Source organism: Rhodococcus opacus (genome assembly GCF_012396235.1).
In the GTDB taxonomy this organism is placed as follows: domain Bacteria; phylum Actinomycetota; class Actinomycetes; order Mycobacteriales; family Mycobacteriaceae; genus Rhodococcus_F; species Rhodococcus_F opacus.
In genome coordinates, this window is sequence record NZ_JAAXPA010000008.1 from 103,021 (window position 1) to 123,435 (window position 20,415).

The 20,415-nt window shown below is 69.0% G+C and carries 22 protein-coding genes; 11 read left to right on the forward strand and 11 right to left on the reverse strand.

Annotation, left to right across the window (positions count from 1 at the left end; genetic code table 11):
• Positions 1-74: 74 nt before the first annotated feature.
• Entirely contained in the window at positions 75-1,130 is a 1,056-nt protein-coding gene (locus HGB39_RS12905) for a polyprenyl synthetase family protein (protein ID WP_005571705.1), read from the reverse strand.
• Positions 1,131-1,259: 129 nt separating this feature from the next.
• On the opposite strand from HGB39_RS12905, the gene HGB39_RS12910 reads away from it, so the two are divergent.
• The gene (locus tag HGB39_RS12910; protein ID WP_064080681.1) at positions 1,260-2,522 is read left to right on the forward strand and encodes a geranylgeranyl reductase family protein; all 1,263 of its coding nucleotides are present in this window, start codon (positions 1,260-1,262) and stop codon (positions 2,520-2,522) included.
• Between the two features lie 3 nt (positions 2,523-2,525).
• On the opposite strand, the gene HGB39_RS12915 is transcribed toward HGB39_RS12910, so the two are convergent.
• From HGB39_RS12915 to menD, 5 genes are all read right to left on the reverse strand, one after another.
• Positions 2,526-3,224, reverse strand: coding sequence for a demethylmenaquinone methyltransferase (locus tag HGB39_RS12915; RefSeq protein WP_037204242.1), 699 nt, complete (start codon positions 3,222-3,224; stop codon positions 2,526-2,528).
• 62 nt (positions 3,225-3,286) lie between these two features.
• Complete coding sequence (locus HGB39_RS12920; RefSeq protein WP_064080680.1) at positions 3,287-4,663, reverse strand: NAD-dependent succinate-semialdehyde dehydrogenase; 1,377 nt, start codon at positions 4,661-4,663, stop codon at positions 3,287-3,289.
• Positions 4,664-4,719: 56 nt separating this feature from the next.
• Positions 4,720-5,865: a glycosyltransferase family 4 protein gene (locus HGB39_RS12925; RefSeq protein WP_081276596.1), complete on the reverse strand. Its 1,146-nt coding sequence runs from the start codon at positions 5,863-5,865 to the stop codon at positions 4,720-4,722.
• A gap of 72 nt (positions 5,866-5,937) precedes the next feature.
• A complete protein-coding gene (locus HGB39_RS12930; RefSeq protein WP_043793881.1) occupies positions 5,938-6,378 on the reverse strand; it encodes a DUF3592 domain-containing protein in 441 nt (146 codons plus the stop codon).
• Positions 6,375-8,000, reverse strand: a complete 1,626-nt coding sequence (gene menD / locus HGB39_RS12935) for a 2-succinyl-5-enolpyruvyl-6-hydroxy-3-cyclohexene-1-carboxylic-acid synthase (protein WP_064080679.1) — start codon at positions 7,998-8,000, stop codon at positions 6,375-6,377. The genes HGB39_RS12930 and menD overlap by 4 nt, the downstream gene beginning before the upstream one ends.
• Before the next feature lie 93 nt (positions 8,001-8,093).
• On the opposite strand from menD, the gene HGB39_RS12940 reads away from it, so the two are divergent.
• Together HGB39_RS12940 and HGB39_RS12945 are read left to right on the forward strand one after the other, a co-directional pair.
• Entirely contained in the window at positions 8,094-8,690 is a 597-nt protein-coding gene (locus tag HGB39_RS12940; RefSeq protein ID WP_005574505.1) for a flavin reductase family protein, read from the forward strand.
• A gap of 61 nt (positions 8,691-8,751) precedes the next feature.
• Positions 8,752-9,579 carry a siderophore-interacting protein gene (locus HGB39_RS12945; protein WP_005574506.1) on the forward strand — a complete coding sequence of 276 codons (828 nt, stop codon included), beginning with the start codon at positions 8,752-8,754 and terminating at the stop codon, positions 9,577-9,579.
• Between the two features lie 54 nt (positions 9,580-9,633).
• On the opposite strand, the gene HGB39_RS12950 is transcribed toward HGB39_RS12945, so the two are convergent.
• From HGB39_RS12950 to HGB39_RS12960, 3 genes are read right to left on the reverse strand one after another with little or no spacing between them, the layout of a single operon-like run.
• Positions 9,634-10,080 carry a DUF6918 family protein gene (locus HGB39_RS12950; protein WP_005574507.1) on the reverse strand — a complete coding sequence of 149 codons (447 nt, stop codon included), beginning with the start codon at positions 10,078-10,080 and terminating at the stop codon, positions 9,634-9,636.
• 44 nt (positions 10,081-10,124) lie between these two features.
• Positions 10,125-11,126 (reverse strand): o-succinylbenzoate synthase, encoded by a 1,002-nt coding sequence (locus tag HGB39_RS12955; protein ID WP_168442929.1) that lies wholly within the window; start codon positions 11,124-11,126, stop codon positions 10,125-10,127.
• A gap of 31 nt (positions 11,127-11,157) precedes the next feature.
• Complete coding sequence (locus tag HGB39_RS12960; protein ID WP_005258299.1) at positions 11,158-11,811, reverse strand: PaaI family thioesterase; 654 nt, start codon at positions 11,809-11,811, stop codon at positions 11,158-11,160.
• Between the two features lie 73 nt (positions 11,812-11,884).
• Between HGB39_RS12960 and HGB39_RS12965 the strand changes: the two genes are divergently transcribed.
• A complete protein-coding gene (locus tag HGB39_RS12965; RefSeq protein ID WP_005252069.1) occupies positions 11,885-12,778 on the forward strand; it encodes a 1,4-dihydroxy-2-naphthoyl-CoA synthase in 894 nt (297 codons plus the stop codon).
• Between the two features lie 6 nt (positions 12,779-12,784).
• Here HGB39_RS12965 and HGB39_RS12970 read toward each other — a convergent pair whose 3' ends face one another.
• Positions 12,785-15,172, reverse strand: a complete 2,388-nt coding sequence (locus HGB39_RS12970; RefSeq protein WP_005564459.1) for an arylsulfatase — start codon at positions 15,170-15,172, stop codon at positions 12,785-12,787.
• A gap of 93 nt (positions 15,173-15,265) precedes the next feature.
• Between HGB39_RS12970 and HGB39_RS12975 the strand changes: the two genes are divergently transcribed.
• The 7 genes from HGB39_RS12975 to menE all read left to right on the forward strand — a co-directional run bounded on the left by HGB39_RS12975 (position 15,266) and on the right by menE (position 19,522).
• Positions 15,266-15,715: a hypothetical protein gene (locus HGB39_RS12975; protein ID WP_005564458.1), complete on the forward strand. Its 450-nt coding sequence runs from the start codon at positions 15,266-15,268 to the stop codon at positions 15,713-15,715.
• Between the two features lie 3 nt (positions 15,716-15,718).
• The gene (locus HGB39_RS12980) at positions 15,719-16,114 is read left to right on the forward strand and encodes a VOC family protein (protein WP_005258305.1); all 396 of its coding nucleotides are present in this window, start codon (positions 15,719-15,721) and stop codon (positions 16,112-16,114) included.
• A gap of 79 nt (positions 16,115-16,193) precedes the next feature.
• Complete coding sequence (locus tag HGB39_RS12985) at positions 16,194-17,402, forward strand: inorganic phosphate transporter (RefSeq protein ID WP_005564456.1); 1,209 nt, start codon at positions 16,194-16,196, stop codon at positions 17,400-17,402.
• Positions 17,403-17,412: 10 nt separating this feature from the next.
• Positions 17,413-17,679, forward strand: coding sequence for a hypothetical protein (locus tag HGB39_RS12990; RefSeq protein WP_005564454.1), 267 nt, complete (start codon positions 17,413-17,415; stop codon positions 17,677-17,679).
• Positions 17,680-17,724: 45 nt separating this feature from the next.
• A complete protein-coding gene (locus tag HGB39_RS12995; protein ID WP_005258309.1) occupies positions 17,725-18,078 on the forward strand; it encodes a DUF3349 domain-containing protein in 354 nt (117 codons plus the stop codon).
• A 2-nt stretch (positions 18,079-18,080) separates the two neighbouring features.
• Complete coding sequence (locus HGB39_RS13000) at positions 18,081-18,380, forward strand: DUF3349 domain-containing protein (protein WP_005252058.1); 300 nt, start codon at positions 18,081-18,083, stop codon at positions 18,378-18,380.
• Positions 18,377-19,522 (forward strand): o-succinylbenzoate--CoA ligase, encoded by a 1,146-nt coding sequence (gene menE / locus HGB39_RS13005; RefSeq protein ID WP_005564452.1) that lies wholly within the window; start codon positions 18,377-18,379, stop codon positions 19,520-19,522. Before HGB39_RS13000 ends, menE begins: the two co-directional genes overlap by 4 nt.
• A gap of 203 nt (positions 19,523-19,725) precedes the next feature.
• Here the strand turns inward: menE and HGB39_RS40210 are convergent, their stop codons facing one another.
• On the reverse strand, positions 19,726-20,346 hold the full coding sequence (locus HGB39_RS40210) for a hypothetical protein (protein WP_005564450.1): 621 nt from the start codon (positions 20,344-20,346) through the stop codon (positions 19,726-19,728).
• Positions 20,347-20,415: the final 69 nt, after the last annotated feature.

Genomic DNA, 20,415 nt, shown 5'->3' on the forward strand with positions numbered 1-20,415 from the left:
CACAGTGGTGGGACGGTTCCCGCACGGACGACGAGAAATCGGGTGAAGACGAGTTCAGATACTGACGATACGGCTCAGCCGACGCGCTCGATCGTGTAATCGACGAGCTTCACGAGGGCGTCGTTGGCGGGGCCCTGCGGCAGCTCGGCGAGCTGCGCGCGCGCCTGGACCGCGAACTCCTCCAGCTTCGCCTTGGCGGCGGCCATGCCGGGCGACCGTTCGAGGAGCGCGAGCGCCTCCGCGACGTCGTCGTCGTTGGTGACGGGGCCGTCGAGGAGCACCCGGAGGCGATCGGCGTCGGGGCCCTCGTCGCGCAGCGCGTACAGGACGGGCAGCGTGTGGACGCCCTCACGCAGGTCGGTTCCGGGTGTCTTGCCGGACTGCGCGGACACCGAGGAGATGTCGATGATGTCGTCGGAGATCTGGAAGGCGGTGCCCACGGCGTCGCCGAGGCGTTCGAGCCGCTTCACGTGGTCGGCGTCCGCGCCGGAGAAGGTGCCGCCGAAGCGTCCGCACGCCGCGATGAGCGAGCCCGTCTTCTCCCACACGACCTTGAGGTAGTGCTCGACCGGATCCTGCTCGCCGCGAAGCCCGATCGTCTCGCGCATCTGGCCGGTGACGAGTTCGGCGAACGTCTCGGCGATGATGCGCACCGCCTCCGGTCCCAGCGTCGAGACGAGACGGGACGCGTGCGCGAACAGATAGTCGCCGGCGAGGATCGCAACGCTGTTGCCCCACCGCGAGTTCGCGCTGGGTGCACCGCGGCGCATCGACGCCTCGTCCATCACGTCGTCGTGGTACAGCGTGGCGAGGTGGACCAGCTCGACGACGGTGGCCGCCGTGACCACCGACGGGTCGGAGGCCTTCGGCCCGAGCTGGGCGGTGAGCACCGTGAACAGCGGACGGAAACGCTTGCCTCCCGCCTTCGCGAGATGCAACGCCGCCTCCGTGAGGAAGTCCTCCCCGTCGGAGAGCTCACTGACCAGCAGTTCCTCGACTTCCTTCAGTCCTTCACGGACCGTGGCAGCGAGCTGCGGGTCGCCGAGATCGATCCCGGCGACCGTGGTGCCCACTACAGCGTCGGCAGCGGTGTGTGCTGCGCCCTCGGTGCTCACGTTCTCAGTACCCATCCTGTCGTCAGTGACGGCTCGGTTCCCGCGCCGTCGGTGGCGGCTCGGCTACCACGGTAGTGAACCTAGCGGTTCCGCTGCCCGTCGGCCTCGCCGCGGTCGCATAGCGAAGCCTGACAGGATGTAGGTGTGGTCGCAGCAGAACAGTCGCCCGCGGGATCCCCGCTTCCCACCGCCACCGATGTCCTGGTCATCGGTGCTGGTCCGGCCGGTTCCTCGGCTGCCGCGTGGGCGGCCCGCGCGGGTCGTGACGTGGTTCTCGCCGACGCGGCGGTGTTTCCCCGCGACAAGACGTGTGGCGACGGACTCACTCCGCGTGCCGTCGCCGAGCTCGACCATCTCGGTCTCGGCGACTGGGTGCGGTCGAAAGGAACCAACCGCGGGCTGAGGCTCAGCGGGTTCGGTCAGGAGCTCGAACTGGAGTGGCCGGGCAGGTCGTTCCCGGCGGTCGGCAGCGCCGTCGCCCGCACCGAGCTGGACGACAGGATCCGTGCGACCGCCGTCGACGCCGGGGCCGTCATGGTGCAGGGCGCCAAGGCAACCGGCGTCGAACGGGACGGCGACCGGGTAACGGCGGTGACGCTGAAGACGTCCGACGGAACCCACACCATCGGCTGCCGGACGCTGATCGTCGCGGACGGCGTCCGGTCCACACTGGGCAAGCAGCTCGGCCGTGAATGGCACCGGGACACGGCCTACGGTGTTGCCGCCCGCGCCTACATCGCCACCGACCGCAGCGCCGACCCGTGGATCACCTCGCACCTCGAGCTGCGGGACGGAGCGGGGACGCTGCAGTCGGGCTACGGCTGGGTATTCCCCCTCGGCACCGGTGAGGTGAACATCGGCGTCGGCACACTGGCCACAGCCAAACGTCCGGCCACGGGTGCGCTGCGACCGCTGCTCGACCTGTACACGGCGCAGCGGCGCGACGAATGGAACTGGGACGGCGAGCTGCGCGCGGTGGCGTCTGCGTTGCTGCCGATGGGCGGTGCGGTGTCCCACATCGCGGGCCGGAACTGGGCGATCATCGGCGACGCGGCGGCGTGCGTGAATCCGCTGAACGGCGAGGGCATCGATTACGGGCTCGAAGGCGGTCGCCTGGTCGCGGAAATCCTCGACGCCGACGACCTGACGGAGCTGTGGCCCGCGATCCTCCGGGAGCGGTACGGCCGGGCGTTCTCCGTGGCGCGGCGACTCGCCGGGCTGCTGACCGTCCCCCGGGTTCTGCCCGCGTCCGGTCCGGTGGCCATGCGGTCCCGTGCGCTGATGACCATCGCGGTCCGGGTCATGGGCAACCTCGTCACCGAGGAGGACAGCGACCTCACCGCCCGCGCGTGGCGGGCGTCCGGTCTGCTGTCGACGAAGGTCGACTCACGACCGCTGTTCGGCTGACGTTCAGCGGGTGGCGCGGTGCAGGGCAACCACACCGCCGGTGAGGTTGCGCCACTGCACGTTCCGCCACCCGGCGGCCTCGATGCGCTGCGCGAGTTCCTGCTGGGTCGGCCAGGCGCGGATGGACTCCGCGAGGTACACGTAGGCGTCAGGGTTGCTGCTGACGGCGCGCGCGACCCGCGGCAGCGCCCTCATCAGGTACTCCATGTAGACCGTGCGGAACGGCCCGAACACCGGGGTCGAGAACTCGCTCACGACGAGGCGCCCGCCGGGTTTGGTGACGCGGGCGATCTCGCGGAGACCGGCGTCGAAGTCGGAGACGTTGCGCAGCCCGAAGGAGATGGTCGCGGCGTCGAACACGGCGTCGGCGTAGGGCAGGTGCATCGCGTCGCCCGCGACCATCGGGACGTGGCGTCCACTGCCGGCCTGCAGCATCCCCTTGGAGAAGTCGGTGGCCACACACCAGGCACCCGACCGTCCGAGCTCGACGGTAGAGACCCCGGTCCCCGCCGCGAGGTCGAGAACGCGCTCCCCCGGCTTCAGTGCCAGGGCCGAGCGCGTCGCCTTGCGCCAACTGCGGTCCTGACCGAACGACAGGATCGTGTTGGTGAGGTCGTAGCGCTTCGCGACGCCGTCGAACATCGACGCGACCTCGTGCGGATCCTTTTCGAGCGACGCCCGCGAACCGTGTGTAGTTGCCACGCCCGAAACGCTACCAACCGCGCCCGGCGCCGATGTCGGCGCCGGGCGCGGCGGCGAGGCGGTCACTTCTTGGAGACCCGCACCAGCTTCTTGTTGACGAATTCGTCCATTCCCCACGGACCGAGTTCGCGCCCGACGCCGGAGCGCTTGACGCCGCCGAATGGCAACCCGGGAAGCGTGGTGCCGTGCTCGTTGACGAAGGCCATGCCGACGTCGAGCCGGTCGGCGACCTCACGTGCCCCGTCGAGGTCGGTGCTCCACACCGAACCGCTGAGACCGTAGGAGGAGGAGTTGGCGAGTTCCACGGCTTCGTCGGCGGTGGCGACCTTGTAGACGACGCCGACGGGCCCGAACAGTTCCTCGCTGTACGCCCGCATCTCGGGGGTCACGTCGACGAGCAGGGTCGGTTCGACGTACGAGCCGGGGCCGTCGATCTTCTTCCCGCCGGCGAGGAGCGTCGCGCCCTTGGCGACGGCGTCCTCGATCTGCTCGATCAGCGAATCCGCGGCACTCTGCGAGGACAGCGGCCCGAGGACGGTCTTCGCGTCGAGCGGATCGCCGGTCGGGGTGGCCTTGAAGGACTCGGCGAGCTTGGAGACGAACTCGTCGTAGTTCGGCTCGGTCACGATGAAACGTTTGGGAGAGTTGCAGGCCTGGCCCGCGTTGGACAGGCGGGCACGGGTCGCGGTCTTGACCGTGGCGTCCATATCGTCGGTGTCGAGGACGACGAACACGTCGGACCCGCCGAGTTCGAGCACCACTTTCTTGAGGTTGCGGCCCGCCGTCTCGGCGACGCTGGTCCCGGCCCGCTCGCTGCCGGTGAGCGAGACGCCCTGGACACGCGGATCCGCGATCATGTCGGCGATCTGCTCGTTGGTGGCGAACACGTTGATGTAGGCGTCCTCCGGGAGACCGGCCTGCCGGAAGATCTCCTCCATCAGCAGTGCCGACTGCGGACAGTTCGGGGCGTGCTTGAGTAGCACGGTGTTGCCGAGCATGAGGTTCGGCGCCGCGAAGCGGGCGACCTGGTAGTACGGGTAGTTCCACGGCATCACGCCGACGAGCGCACCGATCGGCCTGCGGTAGACCACCGATTCGTCCGCACCCGGCACGTCGAGCCGTTCCGCCTCGAGCAGCGCGTGGCCGTTGTCCGCGTAGTAGCGGTAGATCGCCGACGAGAGCTTGACTTCGCCCTTGGCCTCCCGGACGGGTTTGCCCATCTCGAGGGCGATCATCCGCGCCAGTTCGTCTTCGCGCTCCGCGTAGAGATCGGCGGTTCGGCCCAGAATCCGGGCGCGTTCCTCGGCGGCGGTCGTCCGCCAGTCGAGATATCCGTTGTGGGCGCGGGAGAGCGCCGACTCCACTCCTGCATCGTCCAAGGTCGTGAATTCCCGGACGGTTTCACCGGTCGCGGGATTGACAGTCTTGTACTTCGCCATACTCCGGGCAACCACGAGCCGGCCTCTCGAATTCCCCACCGGTTTCGATCCGCTGGTCAGGCCGCCCGGGACTCGCGAAAGTCCTGCCCGCCCACAACCGCCGCGTAGTGACCCAGCAACTCGTCGCAGATCGCAGGCCACGTGCGGTGCAGCACCGACTGCCGGGCGGCCTCACCGAAGCGGGCGCGCATGCGGCGGTCGCGCAGTGCGTCGACGGCGCTCGGCAGCAGTTCGCCGAACCGGTCGACCGGAAGCAGGTAGCCGTTGCGGCAGTGCGCGACCAGATCCCGCGGACCCCCGGCATCCGGTCCGATCACCGGCACCCCGCTGGACAGCGCCTCCTGCACCGCCTGGCAGAACGTCTCGTGCTCGCCGGGGTGGACGAAGACGTCCAGGCTCGCGTAGGCCTCCGCGAGCTCCACACCGCCGAGCTGCCCGGTGAACACCGCGTCGGGCATCAACCGGTGCAGGCGGGCCCGCTCCGGACCGTCGCCGACGATCACCAGCCGCACCCGCTGGTCGCCGGCGAGTGCGGCGAGCCGCTCGACGTGTTTCTCGGGCGCGAGCCTGCCCACGAATCCGACGACCAGCCGATCCGAGCCGCCCAGCCAGGAGTCCCGCAGACCGGTGCTGCGACGCGACGGTGCGAATCGAGTGGTCTCCACGCCGCGCGCCCAGCGATAGACCCTCGGAATCCGCTGCTCGGCGAGCGCCTCGACCGCCGACGTGGACGGCGCGAGAGTGCGCGTGCAGCCCCGGTGGATGCGACGCGTCCAGGCCCACGCCGCGCGACTGGTGATGCCGAGGCCGTAGCTCTCGGCGAAACCCGCCACGTCCGTCTGGTACACCGCGACCGTGGGGACGTCGAGCCGGTGCGCCGCACCCAGCCCGCCCGCACCGAGGAGGAACGGTGACGCCAGATGCACGACGTCGGGGTCGAACGCCCGCAGCGCGGCGGTGAGTCCGGGCTGCGGCAGACCCACCGGGAGCGAACTGACCTTCGGCACCATCACCGCAGGCACCCGGTAGACGGGTACGCCGCCGTGTTCGGTCGGCGCGGACGTCTGCGATCCGACCGTGTCCGGGGCGACGACCATCGCCTGGTGTCCGGTGCGCTGCAAATGGTCGAGAACCCGCAGCACCGAGTTGGTCACACCGTTCATGTTGGGAAGAAACGATTCCGCGACGATGGCTACTCTCACGCGCTCAGCGTGGCAGTGCTCGTGGTCACAGCAGCGAGATCGACGTGACCGTCGCGCGAAGTTCCGGGAAACTCAGGATGACACTGCCGGCTGGGCCTCCGCCGAACTCTCCCGCCGCCGCAGGTACCAGATCACCGGTCCCGCGATCAGCCAGGTCACGACGATCAGCGAACCGGCGGGGACGACGGCGACGCTGGCGTCGCGCCCGGACACCCGCACCAGGTCGGGGTCGCTGCGCGCGTACTCGACGTCGATGCGCTGCCCCACCGTGAGCTTCGTCGGGTACAGCACGCCCAGTTCGGGGTTGTGCGTCACCCCGTCAGGGGTGACGAAGCTGATAGCCGACCGCAGCGAGCCCGCCGACAGCACCTCCGCCGTGGCCACGCCCCGGTCGGATTGGATGGTGTGGTCGTTGCGCCAGGCGGCCAGTACGAGGAGCACGGCCAGGACCGAGATGCCGATCACCGCCACCAGCACCCCCCGCCGGACGCGCCGCGACACCCGCGCATTCACAGTTGTGCCCGCACCGCGGCGTGCAGTTCGCGCAGCCCGGAACGTTCGGTGGTCACCTCGAGCACCCGGATTCCGCGGTCGCCGGGCGCGTCGGGCGCGCTCAGCCGCGTCGACAGCTCACCCAGACCCACCAGGTGATGCTCCACCCGGTAGGCGGCACAGAGTGCGGCGAGATCCATCCCGTGCGGAGTACCGAAGACCCGCTCGAACACACCGGCGTACTGCGGATCGCCCTGCTCGAGCAGTTCGAAGATGCCGCCACCGTCGTCGTTGGCGACCACGATGGTCAGGTCCCGGGGCCGCGGTTCGCCCGAGCCGATGAGCAGCCCGGACGCGTCGTGCAGGAACGTCAGGTCGCCGAGCAGGGCCACCGTCCGCCCCTCCTCGTAGGCCAGCGCCGACCCGACGGCCGCGGACACGGTGCCGTCGATGCCGGCGACACCCCGGTTGGACAGCACCCGGATCTTCGGCGCCGGATAGCTGACGAGCGCGGCGTCCCGCACGGGGTTGGACGCCCCGAGCAGCAACTGGTCACCGTCGGTCAGGGCGTCCATGACGGCGGCCGCCACGTGCAGTCCCGTCGCCTTCGGGTGGGCGGCGAGTTGCGCGCGCACCGCCTTGTCGGTGTGTTCGGACAGCGTGCGGCACCGATTGATCCAGGCCCGGTCGGGTTCACCGGACACGACCGCCCGGGTTCCGGTGGCCAGCACGTTGCCGGACACGTCGGGCCAGCGGGGGCCGGTGGTGAGCGCGTAGACGGCCACCGCCGGATCGGCGAGGACCTTCGACACGGACCGGTGGAGGGTGGGGCGTCCGGTGATGACGGCCTGCCGCGGTTTGAGCTGCGGCAACGCCATCGGATGCACCGGGATGCCGTGCAGCGGCGCGGTCGGCTCGGCGACCGTCGGCAGTCCGGCGAGTTCGGGCCGCAGGGCGGACCCGTGCCCGGAGATCACGATGGTGTCGGGGGTGAGGTCGAGGTCCATCGGCACGTCGAGCGTCGCGTGCTGGGTGGTGGTCCACGCCGCCCCGCCCGGTCGTCCCTGCGGGACCGGACCCTGCGCGTGGACGTCGGGGACGAGCGGTTCCCGGAGCGGGATGTCGAAGTGCACGGGACCGGCGTTGCCCGACCTCGTGCCGCGCGCTGCGGCGAGGACCCGGCACACAGCCGAACGCCACTGGCTGTTCTGCCGGGCATCGTCCTCGGCCAGGCCCAGGCTGATGGTCGCGCGCACCTGGCTGCCGAACAGACCGAGTTGTTCGATGGTCTGGTTGGCGCCCGTGCCGAGCATCTCGTACGGGCGGTTGGCGCTGAGCACCACGAGCGGCACCCGGGCGTAGTTCGCCTCGAGGACCGCGGGTCCGAGATTGGCGACGGCGGTGCCGGACGTCATGACGATCGGGACGGGACGCTTGCCGGCCACGGCCAGGCCGAGCGCGAGGAATCCCGCGGTGCGTTCGTCGATGCGCATGTGCAGACGGAGCCTGCCCTCGAGGTCGGCGGCCTGCAGGGCGAACGCCAGCGGCGCGTTGCGCGAACCCGGGCAGAGCACGACCTCGCGTACTCCCCCGCGGACCAGTTCGTCGACGACCGCGGTGGCTTGTGCAGTGGACGGGTTCACGACATCAAGAGTGTCAGATCCTCCGGCACCCCCGCCCGGCGACCTCGCCGGGTGAGTTCACGGCCACATCGCGGGCGCTGACACCATGAACGCATGCGCACAGTCTTCGATCCCGCCGAACTTCCCCCACACCGCATGTATCAGGTGCTGACCGCCTCGATCGTGCCCCGGCCGATCGCGTGGGTGTCCACCGTCTCGGCGGACGGGGTGGCCAACCTGGCCCCGTACAGCTTCTTCTCTGTGTCCAGCACCCACCCGCCGGTGGTGCAGTTCACGTCGGTGACCCGCAAGGACAGCCTCCGCAACATCGAGGCGACGGGAGAGTTCGTGATCAACGTGGCGACCGAGCCGCTGATCTCGACGGTCAACGCCAGTTCCGCCACGTTCGACAGCGAGGTCGACGAGTTCGCCGCGCTGGGCATCGACACCGAACCCAGTGAGCGGGTCCGTCCCGTGCGGGTCGCGGGTTCGCCGGTCGCCATCGAGTGCACCCTGCACCAGGTGATACCTGTCGGTGATTCGTTCGTGGTGATGGGCGACGTCGTGACGGTCGCGGTGCGGCCCGAGGCGCTCGCCGACGACGGACTTCCGGACTTCGCGGAACTCGCCCCGCTCAGCCGGCTCGGCCGCAACGAGTGGGGTCTGCCGCCGAAGGTCGTGAGGCTCGACCGACCGCATCGCCCCGCCTAACGGATCGATTGGTTAGGCTTACCTGACAAATCGCACCGCTACCGGGGGAGTAACCGACGCCATGGCTCAACGCAGCAAGTTCGTCAAACCTCAGAGTCGCCGGATCGCGTCCGCACGCGTCGTGGCGGGCAAGCAGATCAGCCCGAACTTCGTCCGCGTCACCATCGCGGGCGAGGAACTCGACTCCGTCAACCCGATGGGGTTCGACCAGTGGTTCCGGATGTTCATCCCCCAGCGGGGACAGAGCACGCTGCGGTTACCGACCAGCGCGAGCAACCTCTGGTACGCGCAGTACAAGCTGATGTCCAAGGACACCCGGCCGGTCGTGCGCAACTACACGATCCGCGAGATCCGGTTGGCGGGATCGGGAACGTTCGGCGACAGCACCGAGATCGACATCGACTTCGCCTCGCACGGCGACCTCGGTCCCGCGTCGGCGTGGGCCAACTCGGCCGCGGCCGGTGACGAGGTGGCGATCCTCGACGAGGGGCTGATCTACAACCCGACGCCGGACGCCGAGTGGCAGCTGCTCGTCGGTGACGAGAGCGCGCTTCCCGCCATCGTCGGGATCCTGCGATCGGCTCCGCGGGACCTGCGGGCCGAAGTCTTCGTCGAGATTCCCGATGTCGAAGACGCTCAGGAAGTTTCGGTGGGTGACGGCGTGAACGTGCACTGGCTGGTGCGCGAGGACGCCGATGCCCGTCCGGGAGTGCTCGCGCTCGACACCGTGAAACAGGCGGAGCTGCCGACCGGGCCGTCCTACACGTTCGTGGCAGGCGAGAGCGAGCTGACGACGGCGCTGCGACGCCACCTCGTGAACGAGCGCCGCATCCCGAAGTCCGACATCTCGTTCACCGGGTACTGGCGCCACGGCCACGCTGCCAACTGACCACAGGTGAGTGGCACAGCACGCCGGGGCGCGCCGGGCCACTCACCTGGGTTCTCAGTTGGCGTGCTTCTGAACGAGGGCGCCCAGACGCGGAAGTGCCTCGATCACATTCTTCTTCGCCGACGGACGCAGCGACGAGTACACCTTCTTGACAGCACCGCGGTCGCTGCCCTCGATGCGCTCGTCGGTCACACCGAGGAGCGAGTCCGCGACCTCCTCGCCACGCGCGACCAGGTACTCGGAGAATCCGGCCTCACCGCTGGCGGTGAAGGCCTGCCAGTACGGCTCGAGCTTGGTGACGAATGCCGGCAGCAGGCCCTCGATGGCGTCCGGCACGATCGACGGTCCCACCTTCTTGACCGCGCCGTATCCACCCTTGAGTGCCAGTCCCGAGGCCCCCGACTTGTCCGAAACCTCCGCGTCGATGAGAGCCTGGACGTCTGCGATGACCGCAGGAACGCGCGACTCGTCGAGCAGGGTTTCGTTCAGAGCTGCAACCACTTTCAATGCCTCCGTATTGACTGAGCGATCAGGTCCGGCAGACACTATACGAAAAACCGGACTCCGCGTTGTTCGAGCAGGCCATGGCACCGGCGGGCCCGCTCGATCCACCAGCGTGAACGCTCCGCGGACGCGGCGAGAGCCGTGACGCGTTCGACGTCGGGTGCCACCGCGTCGACGGTGAGTTCGCCGCCGACCGGTTCGCGTGGGCGGGCCACGTCCGCCTCGAAGAGTCCCCCGGTACCCAGACCGCAGGCGAACTGCAATTCGGGGAGCGCGGCGGCAGCGGCGACACCGGCGGCGATACCGACAGCGGTGTCCAAGGCGCTCGACACGACCACCGGCACACCGTACGAAGACAACTCGTCCGCGAGCGACAGCAGCCGCCGCATTCCCCCGAGCGGGGCGACCTTCACGACGGCCACGTCGGCACCGCCGGCCCGCACGACCTTCAGCGGATCCTCGGCGCGCCGGATGCTCTCGTCGGCGGCCACCCGCACGTCGGGCATCCGCCTGCGGACCTCCACCAGCTCGGGCACGCTCGCGCACGGCTGCTCGGCGTATTCGAGCGGACCGTCGACGGTCAGGGCCCGCAGCGCGGTCTCGGCCTCGTCGACCGACCACCCCCCGTTCGCGTCGACGCGCACGTTCGGAACGAGTGCGCGGACCGCCCGCACCCGCGCGACGTCGTCGTCGAGCGTCTGACCACGTTCGGCCACTTTCACTTTCGCGGTCCGGGCACCGGGGTAACGCTCGAGCACGGCGGGCACCCGGGCGGCGTCGACGGCGGGGACGGTGGCGTTGATCGGCACTCGCGTTCGTACCGCGGGCGGCGGCCCGAGCCAGGCGTCCTCGATCGCCGACTGCAACCAGTGCGCCGCCTCGTCGTCCGCGTACTCGGGGAACGGCGCGAACTCGCCCCACCCCGCGGGACCGCGCAGCAGTAACGCTTCTCGCGTCGTGATGCCGCGGAACCGCACGCGCATGGGCAGACTCACCACGACGGCATCGGCCAGGACCTCCTCCAGGGAGGGCAGGGAGGGCAGGGAGGGCAGGGAGGGCAGGGACGTCACGACGTCAGGGCTGCCCGGGCAGCAACTGGAGCATGAGAGCCTCGCAGTCGGCGAGCAACGTGTCGTCCTGCATCAACCGTGCGGTGATGAACGTCTTGCGACCCTCCACGCGGTCGACGCTGCCCTCGACGGTCAGCCGCGTGTCGAGCGGTGTGATCGCGCGGTAGTTCACGTGCAGGTAGGCGGTGCGGCTGATGGGCCGCCCGTACGCGTGGACGATCATGCCCATCAGGTCGTCGAACAGCAGCGGCAGCGTGCCGCCGTGCGCGGCACCGTTGCCCCCGAGGTGGTAGCGCCGGAACATGCCCGCACTGCGCACCCCCTCGGGCCCGAACTTCTCGATGTTCCACGGCGGCATGAGGAGACTCCCCCGGCCCGGCAACTCGATCGTGCGGCCCGCCGGCGACCGCCCCTCGGGAACGACGTGCGGTCCGAGCAGTTCGGCCAGCTTCTCCACCTGGTCCGCGGCCTGCGCGAGCACGTCGTCCGGGGCGTCGACCGACACCGCGAGGTCCTGCAACGTGCGCATTCCCTCGACGAACCGCGGCCAGTCCGGACCGGGCGTCACCGGCTCGTACTTGGGGAACCCGCCGTGGTGCTCGTACTCGTCGTCGCCCTTGCCGTCGAGACGGGTGACGTCGGCAGCCTGTTCGCTCATACCTGCACGGTAAACCCGGGCAAACTCGTGCGCGCGCGGACACCCGCCAACCGCACCCGATAACCTCGGAGCCGTGACTTTCAACCCGCAGCACTGGCGACCGGTTCCCGGTTTCGAGAACCTGACCGACATCACCTACCACCGGCATGTCACCCAGGGAATCGTCCGGGTGGCGTTCGACCGTCCCGAAGTGCGCAACGCCTTCCGCCCGCACACCGTCGACGAGTTGTACCAGGCGCTCGACCACGCCCGGATGACGTCCGACGTGGGCGCCGTGCTGCTCACCGGCAACGGTCCGAGCCCCAAGGACGAGGGGTGGGCGTTCTGCTCCGGCGGCGACCAGCGCATCCGCGGACGCAGCGGATACCAGTATGCGGAAGGCGAAACCGCGGACACCGTCGACAAGGCCCGCGCCGGACGTCTCCACATCCTCGAGGTCCAGCGGCTGATCCGGTTCATGCCGAAGGTCGTCATCTGCCTCGTCAACGGCTGGGCCGCGGGCGGCGGTCACAGCCTGCACGTGGTCTGCGACCTGACCCTCGCCAGCCGCGAACACGCCCGTTTCAAGCAGACCGACGCCGACGTCGGCAGCTTCGACGGCGGGTACGGCAGCGCCTACCTCGCCAAGATGGTCGGCCAGAAGTTCGCCCGCGAGATCTTCTTCCTCGGTGAGACGTACACCGCGGAGGAGATGCACCAGATGGGCGCCGTCAACAAGGTCGTCGACCACGCCGAACTCGAGGACGTCGCGATCGACTGGGCCACCAAGATCAACGGCAAGTCCCCGCAGGCCCAGCGCATGCTCAAGTACGCGTTCAACCTGCAGGACGACGGCCTCGTCGGTCAGCAACTGTTCGCCGGCGAGGCAACCCGCATGGCGTACATGACGGACGAGGCCGTCGAGGGCCGCGATTCGTTCCTCGAAAAGCGTGAACCGGACTGGAAGCCGTACCCCTGGTATTTCTGAGATCCCCTACGTGTACTCGACCGCCATGCGGTCGATGGTGCCGTTGAACGGGAACGGCGCCCGGTCGTAGTAGTCCAGCGACACCGGGGACCCGAGGCAGGTGCCGACGTCGAGACAGTCGTTGGCTGTGAACAGCAACGGCACGCTCACCGGCACCTGCCCCTCCCCGACGACACTGCCGTCGACGCAGAGCTTCACGTTCAGCGGGCCACCGGGCCGCGTCTCGACGAACTCCGTGACCACCTGCACCGTGCGGGTGCCCGGCGGGATCGGCACGGTCGAACGAATCTTGGTGCGCATCAGGATGAACAGGTTGTACTCGTAACAGAGGTAGCCGTCGTCGACGAAACACGTGAGTCCGCCGGCGTTACTCCCCAGCGCGTAGAGCACTCCGCTCGGATTGTCCGGAGCGGAGAGGTCGAGGGTGACCCGGTTGTTCTTGTTTCCCAGCGCGGGAGCGCAGAACTCGGGCATACGGATCGTGTCGCCGGAGAACTCCCAGCTCGTGTACGGCGTCGTGATCCGCTGCTCGGGATGCAGCGCGATGACCCACAGCCCGCCGCCGACGGGGAGCACGTTGTTCTTCGCGGCCTCGATCGCGAACAGTTCCCGCAATTGCGCCAGCTTCCGCGGATGCTGCTCGGCGAGGTCCCGGTTCTGGGTCCAGTCCTCGTCCAGGTTGTAGAGCTCCCACACGTCGTCGTCCGGGCTCCAGTCGCGGATGCCACCGGGCACACCCGCCGCCCAGGGTGCGCGTGGCCCGAACGCGGACGCCATCCAGCCGTCGTGGTAGATCGCCCGGCTGCCCATGATCTCGAAGTACTGAGTGAGCTTTCCCCCGGTGGCGCCGCGTTCGACGAGCGTCTGCGCGAAGCTGGCGCCGTCCACCGGATCCTGCGGAACACCGTTCACCGTCCGTGGCGGAGTGATCCCGACGATGTCATAGAGCGTCGGCACCACGTCGTTGCAGTGCAGGAAATGCGTACGGGGCGTCGGGTCCGGTGCCACCTTCGCCGGCCACCGGACGACCATCGGGTTGCGGGTGCCGCCGAGATGGGAGGCCAGCAGCTTCATCCCCTTGTACGGTGCGCTGCCCGCCCACGCCCAGCCCGCGTGATACATGTTGTCGGTCTTCGGCGACCCCAGGACGTCGAGGCCACCGAGTTCCTCGAGGGCCGCGATGTGCTGGGCAGGTGTGGTGGGAATACCGTTCTGCGCCAACAGTTCACTGATCGTGCCGTTCTGCCCCTCACCGGACGAGCCGTTGTCGCCCCAGATGTACAGGACCAGCGTGTCGTCCCGGTACCCCAGACGGTCGAGCTCGTCGAACAGCCTGCCCACCTGGACGTCGCAGTGCTCGGCATACCCGGCCGCGACCTCCATCAGCCGGCGCTGGAAGGGTTTCTCGTCGTCGGGAATGTCGTCCCATGCGGCCATCGTCGGGTCCCGGTCGGTCAGCTCCGCTTCGGGGGGAATCCAGCCCTTCTCCTTCGCCCTCGTGAAAACCCGCTCCCGGTAGGCATCCCAGCCGTCGTCGAACTTCCCGGCGTACTTGTCGGCCCACGGCTTCATGATGTGGTGCGGTCCGTGCAGACAGCCGCTGGCCCAGTACATGAAGAACGGTTTGTCGGCGTCGAACGCCTTGTGCCTGCGCAGCCAGCCGATGGCGTCGTCCGCGAGATCCTCACTGAGGTGGTAGCCCTGCTCCGGGGTCTTCGGAGGCAGCACCACCGTCGTGTTCCGCACCAGGTTCGGCTCGTACTGCGACGCCTCGCCGGCGAGGAAGCCGTAGAAGTACTCGAACCCGAGACCCGTCGGCCAGTTGTCGAACGGACCGGCTGCGGTGGTCTCCTCGGCCGGCGTGTTGTGCCATTTCCCGAAAGCGGCAGTGCTGTACCCGTAGTGGCGCAGCACCTCGGGCCCCGTCGCACTCGACCTCGGGATGTGGCCGGAGTAGCCGTCCCAGTCGTTGGCCAGCTCGGCGATCTGCCCGTTGCCGACGCGATGGTGGTTGCGTCCGGTCAGCAGCGACGCGCGGGTCGGCGAACACATCGCGGTCGTATGGAATCGGTTGTACCCGACACCGTCCTGCAACATTGCGTCGAGCGTCGGGGTGTTCACCTCACCGCCGAGGCCACTCGGCAGACCGGGCCCGGCGTCGTCGATGAGGACGACCAGAATGTTCGGGGCGTCGTCGGAAAGCCGCCGCTTCTTCGGAAGTGGGCTGTACACGGACTCCTGCATGGTCCGGCCGGCGATGCTTCCCGACGGCGTCGGCGGGAACGGTAACGATTCGCCGCCCGCTATCGGCTCGCCTGTCACGCTCGATTTCATGGCCCGGTCCCCTCGTCGTCCGCTGCTGTCGATCCAGTCCAGCACCGGGCGGTCACGCACGAGTAGACCCTCCGAGGGTGAAATACGCGGGCGGATTCGTCGCCTCGGCAGGAGAGGGCACGCGACGTCTCCGATTCGGGCACACTGACCCACATGAGCATCGACCGCGAGGTCCCCGCACCGGAACACCGCCGTCCGCCCGGAGTGAGCGACGACACCGTCGCCGCGCTCGGGAAGTTGTCGGAGGCCCTCGAAACGGTCGAGCGTGCCCGCGGGCACCTCTACTCGTTCCATCAACTGATCGGCCACGCCGATCTTCAGCTCGGCGAAGCCGTAGACGCGCTCCGCGCCGCGGGACACGCGGCCGTCGCGGACCGGGTGGAGACCGAACTCGTGGGACGCAACGTCGTCGAAGGCCGGTGGACGTTCCAGCTCGTCGAAGAGTTCGACGATCACTACTGGTCGCCGCTGCGCGAGCACGAGCGGGGCGCACGTCACGAACTCGCCGACGGAAGACGGCACCTGTTCGAGGCGGAGATGAAGGAAGATCGACGCACACACGGCCGGACGGGACACGAAGCCCGGCCCGGCGAAGGAGGGTGACGGGTGGAGATCCTCAGCAGCAGGACGATTCTGCGGCCGCGCGACTACACGACGACACTGGGCTTCTACCGTGACATCCTCGGGCTCGCCACCGCCCGCGAATACCCCGGGGGCACGGTGTTCTTCGCCGGTCAGGGTCTGATCGAGGTTGCCGCGCACGGCGGAACCGGTGAGTCGTCCTCCTTCGACGGCGCCCTGTGGCTGCAGGTTCGCGACCTCACCGCGGTCCAGACCGAGCTTGTTCTCGCCGGGGTGAAGATCGACCGCGAGGCCCGGCAGGAACCGTGGGGGCTGTTCGAGATGTGGATCGCGGACCCCGACGGAATCCCGATCGTTCTGGTGCAGATTCCGGAGGATCACCCCATCCGCCGCGACTCCCGTCCGAAGGGTGAGAACTGACGGGAAGCCATACGCAGGAGTGATCCTGGACACCGGACGTCAGCTGTACATTTTCGGTTGAAATCCGCACAATCTGGGTGTGACCGCAGAGCTCGTAGTTCTCCTGGTGGTGGTCGTCACCGCCCTCGCTTTCGATTTCACGAACGGCTTTCACGACACCGGCAATGCAATGGCCACCTCGATCGCGACGGGAGCTCTGCGCCCCAAGGCGGCTGTCGCGCTCTCCGCATCGTTGAATCTGGTCGGCGCGTTCCTGTCCGTGGAGGTTGCGGCGACAGTTGCCAAGGGCGTGGTGAATCTGGGAGAAGTGGGCGGCGAGGATCTGCTGCTCATCGTGTTCGCCGGCCTGGTCGGCGGCATCATCTGGAATCTGGCGACGTGGCTGCTGGGCCTGCCGTCGAGCTCGTCCCACGCGCTGTTCGGCGGACTGATCGGTGCGGCCATCGCATCCATCGGCATGAGCGGTGTCGAGTGGGGCGGCGTGCTCAGCAAGGTCGTCGTGCCCGCCGTCCTCGCCCCCGTTGTCGCAGCACTGGTCGCCACCGCGGGCACCAAGCTGGTCTACCGGATCACCTCCGGCGTGCCGGAGGACACCAAGGAACACGGGTTCCGCATCGGTCAGATCGGTTCCGCGTCCCTGGTGTCGCTGGCCCACGGAACCAACGACGCCCAGAAGACGATGGGCGTGATCTTCCTCGCACTCGTCGCGCACGGGTCCCTGTCCGCCGAGGACGAGATGCCGTTCTGGGTGAAGCTCAGCTGTGCGATCGCCATCGCGCTCGGCACCTACCTCGGCGGCTGGCGCATCATCCGCACGCTCGGTAAGGGACTCGTCGAGATCGCCGCTCCCCAGGGCATGGCCGCGGAGTCTTCGTCCGCCGCCATCATCCTGACGTCCAGCCACCTCGGACTGCCGCTGTCCACCACGCACGTCGCGACCGGCTCCATCCTCGGCACCGGCCTCGGCCGCACGGGCGCCGAGGTCCGCTGGGGCATCGCCGGACGCATGGCCGTCGCGTGGCTGGTCACCCTGCCGTCCGCGGCGATCGTGGGAGCCGTGTGCTGGGTCATCGCCCACATGATCGGCGGTCTGCCCGGTGTTCTCGTCGTGTTCGCCGCCCTGATCGTGCTCGCCGGGTTCATGTATTTGCGCTCCCGGCTGCAGCCGGTGACGTCCGGCAACGTCAACGCCGAATGGGAGTCGGGCGAGACCGACGTTCCCGCCGAACCCATCGAACCGGGCGTGGCCGAGACCGCGGACTCCGCCGGTCCCGCCACGAACCGCTGAGGGGCTCGCCATGACACTGCTGACCACCACCATCGACTCGCTCTGGCAGGTCATCCTCGTCGGACTGCTGTTCGGCGCGGGCCTCCCCGCGATCTTCGCGCTCGGACTCCGGTCGCTCGGCGGCACGGACACCGGTGAGGGAGTCTCGCAGCCGACCTTCGCAGGCCGGATCGGCGCCTGGGCCTGCTTCGCCGTGGTGCTGATCGCGATCATCACTGGGATACTTCTCTTGATGCAGGGCTTTTTGGCCAGCAGCTTCGGTATCCACATCTTCTGAGCGGCGACCGCGAGTCCCGTTCCATCTACGAAAGAGGCCGAACGCGTGCCCAAGAATTCACTTCGCTCCGTGCTCGACTGGCTACGCGCCGGGTACCCCGAGGGAATCCCGGCGAAGGACCATTTCGCGTTGCTGGCCGTGCTGCGTCGCCGTCTCACCGACGAGGAGATCGAACAGGTCGTTGCGCTGTCCATCGAGACGGCCCACGAGACACCCGAACGCCACGTCGACTACGACAACATCCGCCGTCTCATCAGCGAGATCACCCACGAGGAACCGTCCGAGGAGGACGTTGCCCGGGTGACGGCGAACCTCGAGGCCGGAGGGTGGCCGGTCGGACCCGACGCCGAATGCGGCGACGGCTCCGGCGACACGGAAGAAACCCGCGACGCCGGCTAGCCATGAGCCTTCCACCGTTCCTCTCCTCCATCATCGGCTGGCTGCGAGCCGGCTACCCGAACGGCGTGCCCGAGCAGGACTACATTCCGTTGTTCGCGCTGCTCACCCGCCGTCTGTCGGAAGACGAGGTGGACGCCGTCGCCGACGCCCTCGTCGAGGAGGGCGACCTGCCCATCGAGAAGACCGACATCCAGGTGCTCATCACCAAGGTCACCGACGAGTTGCCGCTGGAGTCGGACGTAGACCGGGTGCGCAGCAACCTCGCCGCAGGCGGCTGGCCGCTGGCCGGGCCTGCCCAGTGAGCGAACTGCAGGTCCTGCCCGTCCCGTCGGGCGTCGGGGTTCTCGGCATCCTGCCGCAACTGTCGGCGATCCTCGACGGAACCGGCCCGGCCGTGCTCCCCGTCCCCGCCGCGGACGAGCGGGAGACCCGCCGACTGACGGACGCGTTGCACCCCGGGGAGCCGATCGACGACGGTGTCGCCCTCGTGGTCGCGACGTCCGGCACGACGGGAGTGCCGAAGGGGGCCATGCTGTCCGCGGCCGCCCTCCGCGCCAGCGGTGACGCGACGCACGCGCGGCTCGGCGGTCCGGGCGCCTGGCTGCTGGCCCTTCCCGCCCACCACATCGCGGGCATGCAGGTGTTGCTGCGCAGTGTCCTCGCCGGCACCGAGCCGGTGGTGATCGACGTGGCCGACGGCTTCGACCCCGGTGCGCTGCCTGCCGCTGTCGCGTCGATGAGCGGTCCCCGCCGCTACACCTCGCTCGTTCCGACCCAGCTGGTCAAGGCCCTCGACCACCCCGAAGCCGTGGCGTCGCTGGCCGCACTCGACGCCGTGCTCCTCGGCGGAGCCGCGACCCCCGCCCCCGTCCTGCGTCGCGCCGTAGACGCCGGCATCACCGTCGTCCGTACGTATGGAATGAGCGAGACGTGCGGCGGGTGCGTGTACGACGGGGTTCCCCTCGGCGGTGCCCGAGTACGGATCGACGGTGACGGCCGTGTCCTCCTCGGCGGGCCCATGCTCGCATCCGGTTACCGCGGACTCCCCGACCATCCGGCGTTCGCCGAACCCGGCTGGTTCCGCACCGACGACGCCGGCGCCGTCACCGACGGCGTCCTCGGCATCTCCGGCAGACTCGACGAAGCCATCTCCACCGGCGGTCTCACCGTCGTCCCGCAGGTGGTCGAGGCGGCTCTCGTCGCGCACCCCGCCGTCCGGGAATGCGCGGTGATCGGCCTCCCCGACGAGCGACTGGGGCGCCGCGTCACCGCCGTCGTCGTCGCCGAGCCCGGCACCGAACCGACACTCGCCGAACTCCGTTCCTTCGTCGAATTCACGCTCGACCCCACCGCCGCCCCACGCGAACTGCACCTCGTCGACACCCTCCCCGTCAGAGGTCCGGGGAAGATCGACCGGCGCGCACTGGAATCGCGGTTCGGCTAGCGGATTCGCCCGTCTGCGGAGACATTGGCCAGATGCGCCCGCAATTTCCGCGCGTCGGGCCAATATCCACGCGGATGCTGTAGTCCACATGCCGCGCTCTATCCACAGGCTCCACCGAAAGCCCAGGTGAGCGGACCAATCACTTCTGCGGGGTGCGGCACGATGTCGCCATGAGCGACGACGTGATCTTCCGACGCAGAGCCCTAGCCGACGGCGTCACCGATTCCGAGATCCGGCATGCCCGCGATTCCGGACGTCTCGTGCGAATCGCGGCGGGGGCATACGTCTCCGACGAGCGCTTCGCCGCACTCGATGCGCCTGCGCTGCACCGGGCCCGCATTGCGGCAGCCCTGCAGTCGCGCCCACCCGGCATCGTGGTGAGCCACACGTCTGCGGCACTTCTGCACGGCATGGATCTCGGCGACCTTTCGCTGGAACGGGTGCATCTGACGAGGAACCACGCCTCCGGCGGCGGCCGAACCGCGGGAGTCCACGTCCACGCCACACGGTTCGACGCAACCGACGTCGTCGCCCTGGGCGGGCTGGCGGTCACCTCCCCCGCCCGGACTGTGGTCGACACCGCACGCATCTCGACGTTCGACCAGGCCGTCGTCGTCGGCGATTCGGCGCTGCACCGTCGACTCGTCACGCTCGACGAGATTCTGGACGAGGTCGGCCGGGCGGGACCTCGCAAAGGCATCGCGACGGCGCGGCGGGCAGCGGGCTTCCTCGACGGTCGCAGCGAGAGCCCTGGGGAATCGCTGAGCCGCATCCGGATCCGCCAGCACGACCTGCCGCCACCCGAACTCCAGCACGTGCTCCACGACGACACCGGTGCCTTCCTCGGCCGGGCCGATTTCTTCTGGACAGAATGCGGCGTGGTCGGGGAGTTC

Bases quoted from the DNA above. Each gene is read 5' to 3' on its own strand.
- HGB39_RS12905 (WP_005571705.1), bottom strand. From the start codon at position 1,130: ATGGGTACTGAGAACGTGAGCACCGAGGGCGCAGCACACACCGCTGCC.
- HGB39_RS12975 (WP_005564458.1), top strand. From the start codon at position 15,266: ATGAGCATCGACCGCGAGGTCCCCGCACCGGAACACCGCCGTCCGCCC.
- HGB39_RS12990 (WP_005564454.1), top strand. From the start codon at position 17,413: ATGACACTGCTGACCACCACCATCGACTCGCTCTGGCAGGTCATCCTC.
- HGB39_RS13000 (WP_005252058.1), top strand. From the start codon at position 18,081: ATGAGCCTTCCACCGTTCCTCTCCTCCATCATCGGCTGGCTGCGAGCC.
- HGB39_RS12960 (WP_005258299.1), bottom strand. From the start codon at position 11,811: ATGAGCGAACAGGCTGCCGACGTCACCCGTCTCGACGGCAAGGGCGAC.
- HGB39_RS12945 (WP_005574506.1), top strand. From the start codon at position 8,752: ATGGCTCAACGCAGCAAGTTCGTCAAACCTCAGAGTCGCCGGATCGCG.
- HGB39_RS12920 (WP_064080680.1), bottom strand. From the start codon at position 4,663: ATGGCGAAGTACAAGACTGTCAATCCCGCGACCGGTGAAACCGTCCGG.
- HGB39_RS12940 (WP_005574505.1), top strand. From the start codon at position 8,094: ATGCGCACAGTCTTCGATCCCGCCGAACTTCCCCCACACCGCATGTAT.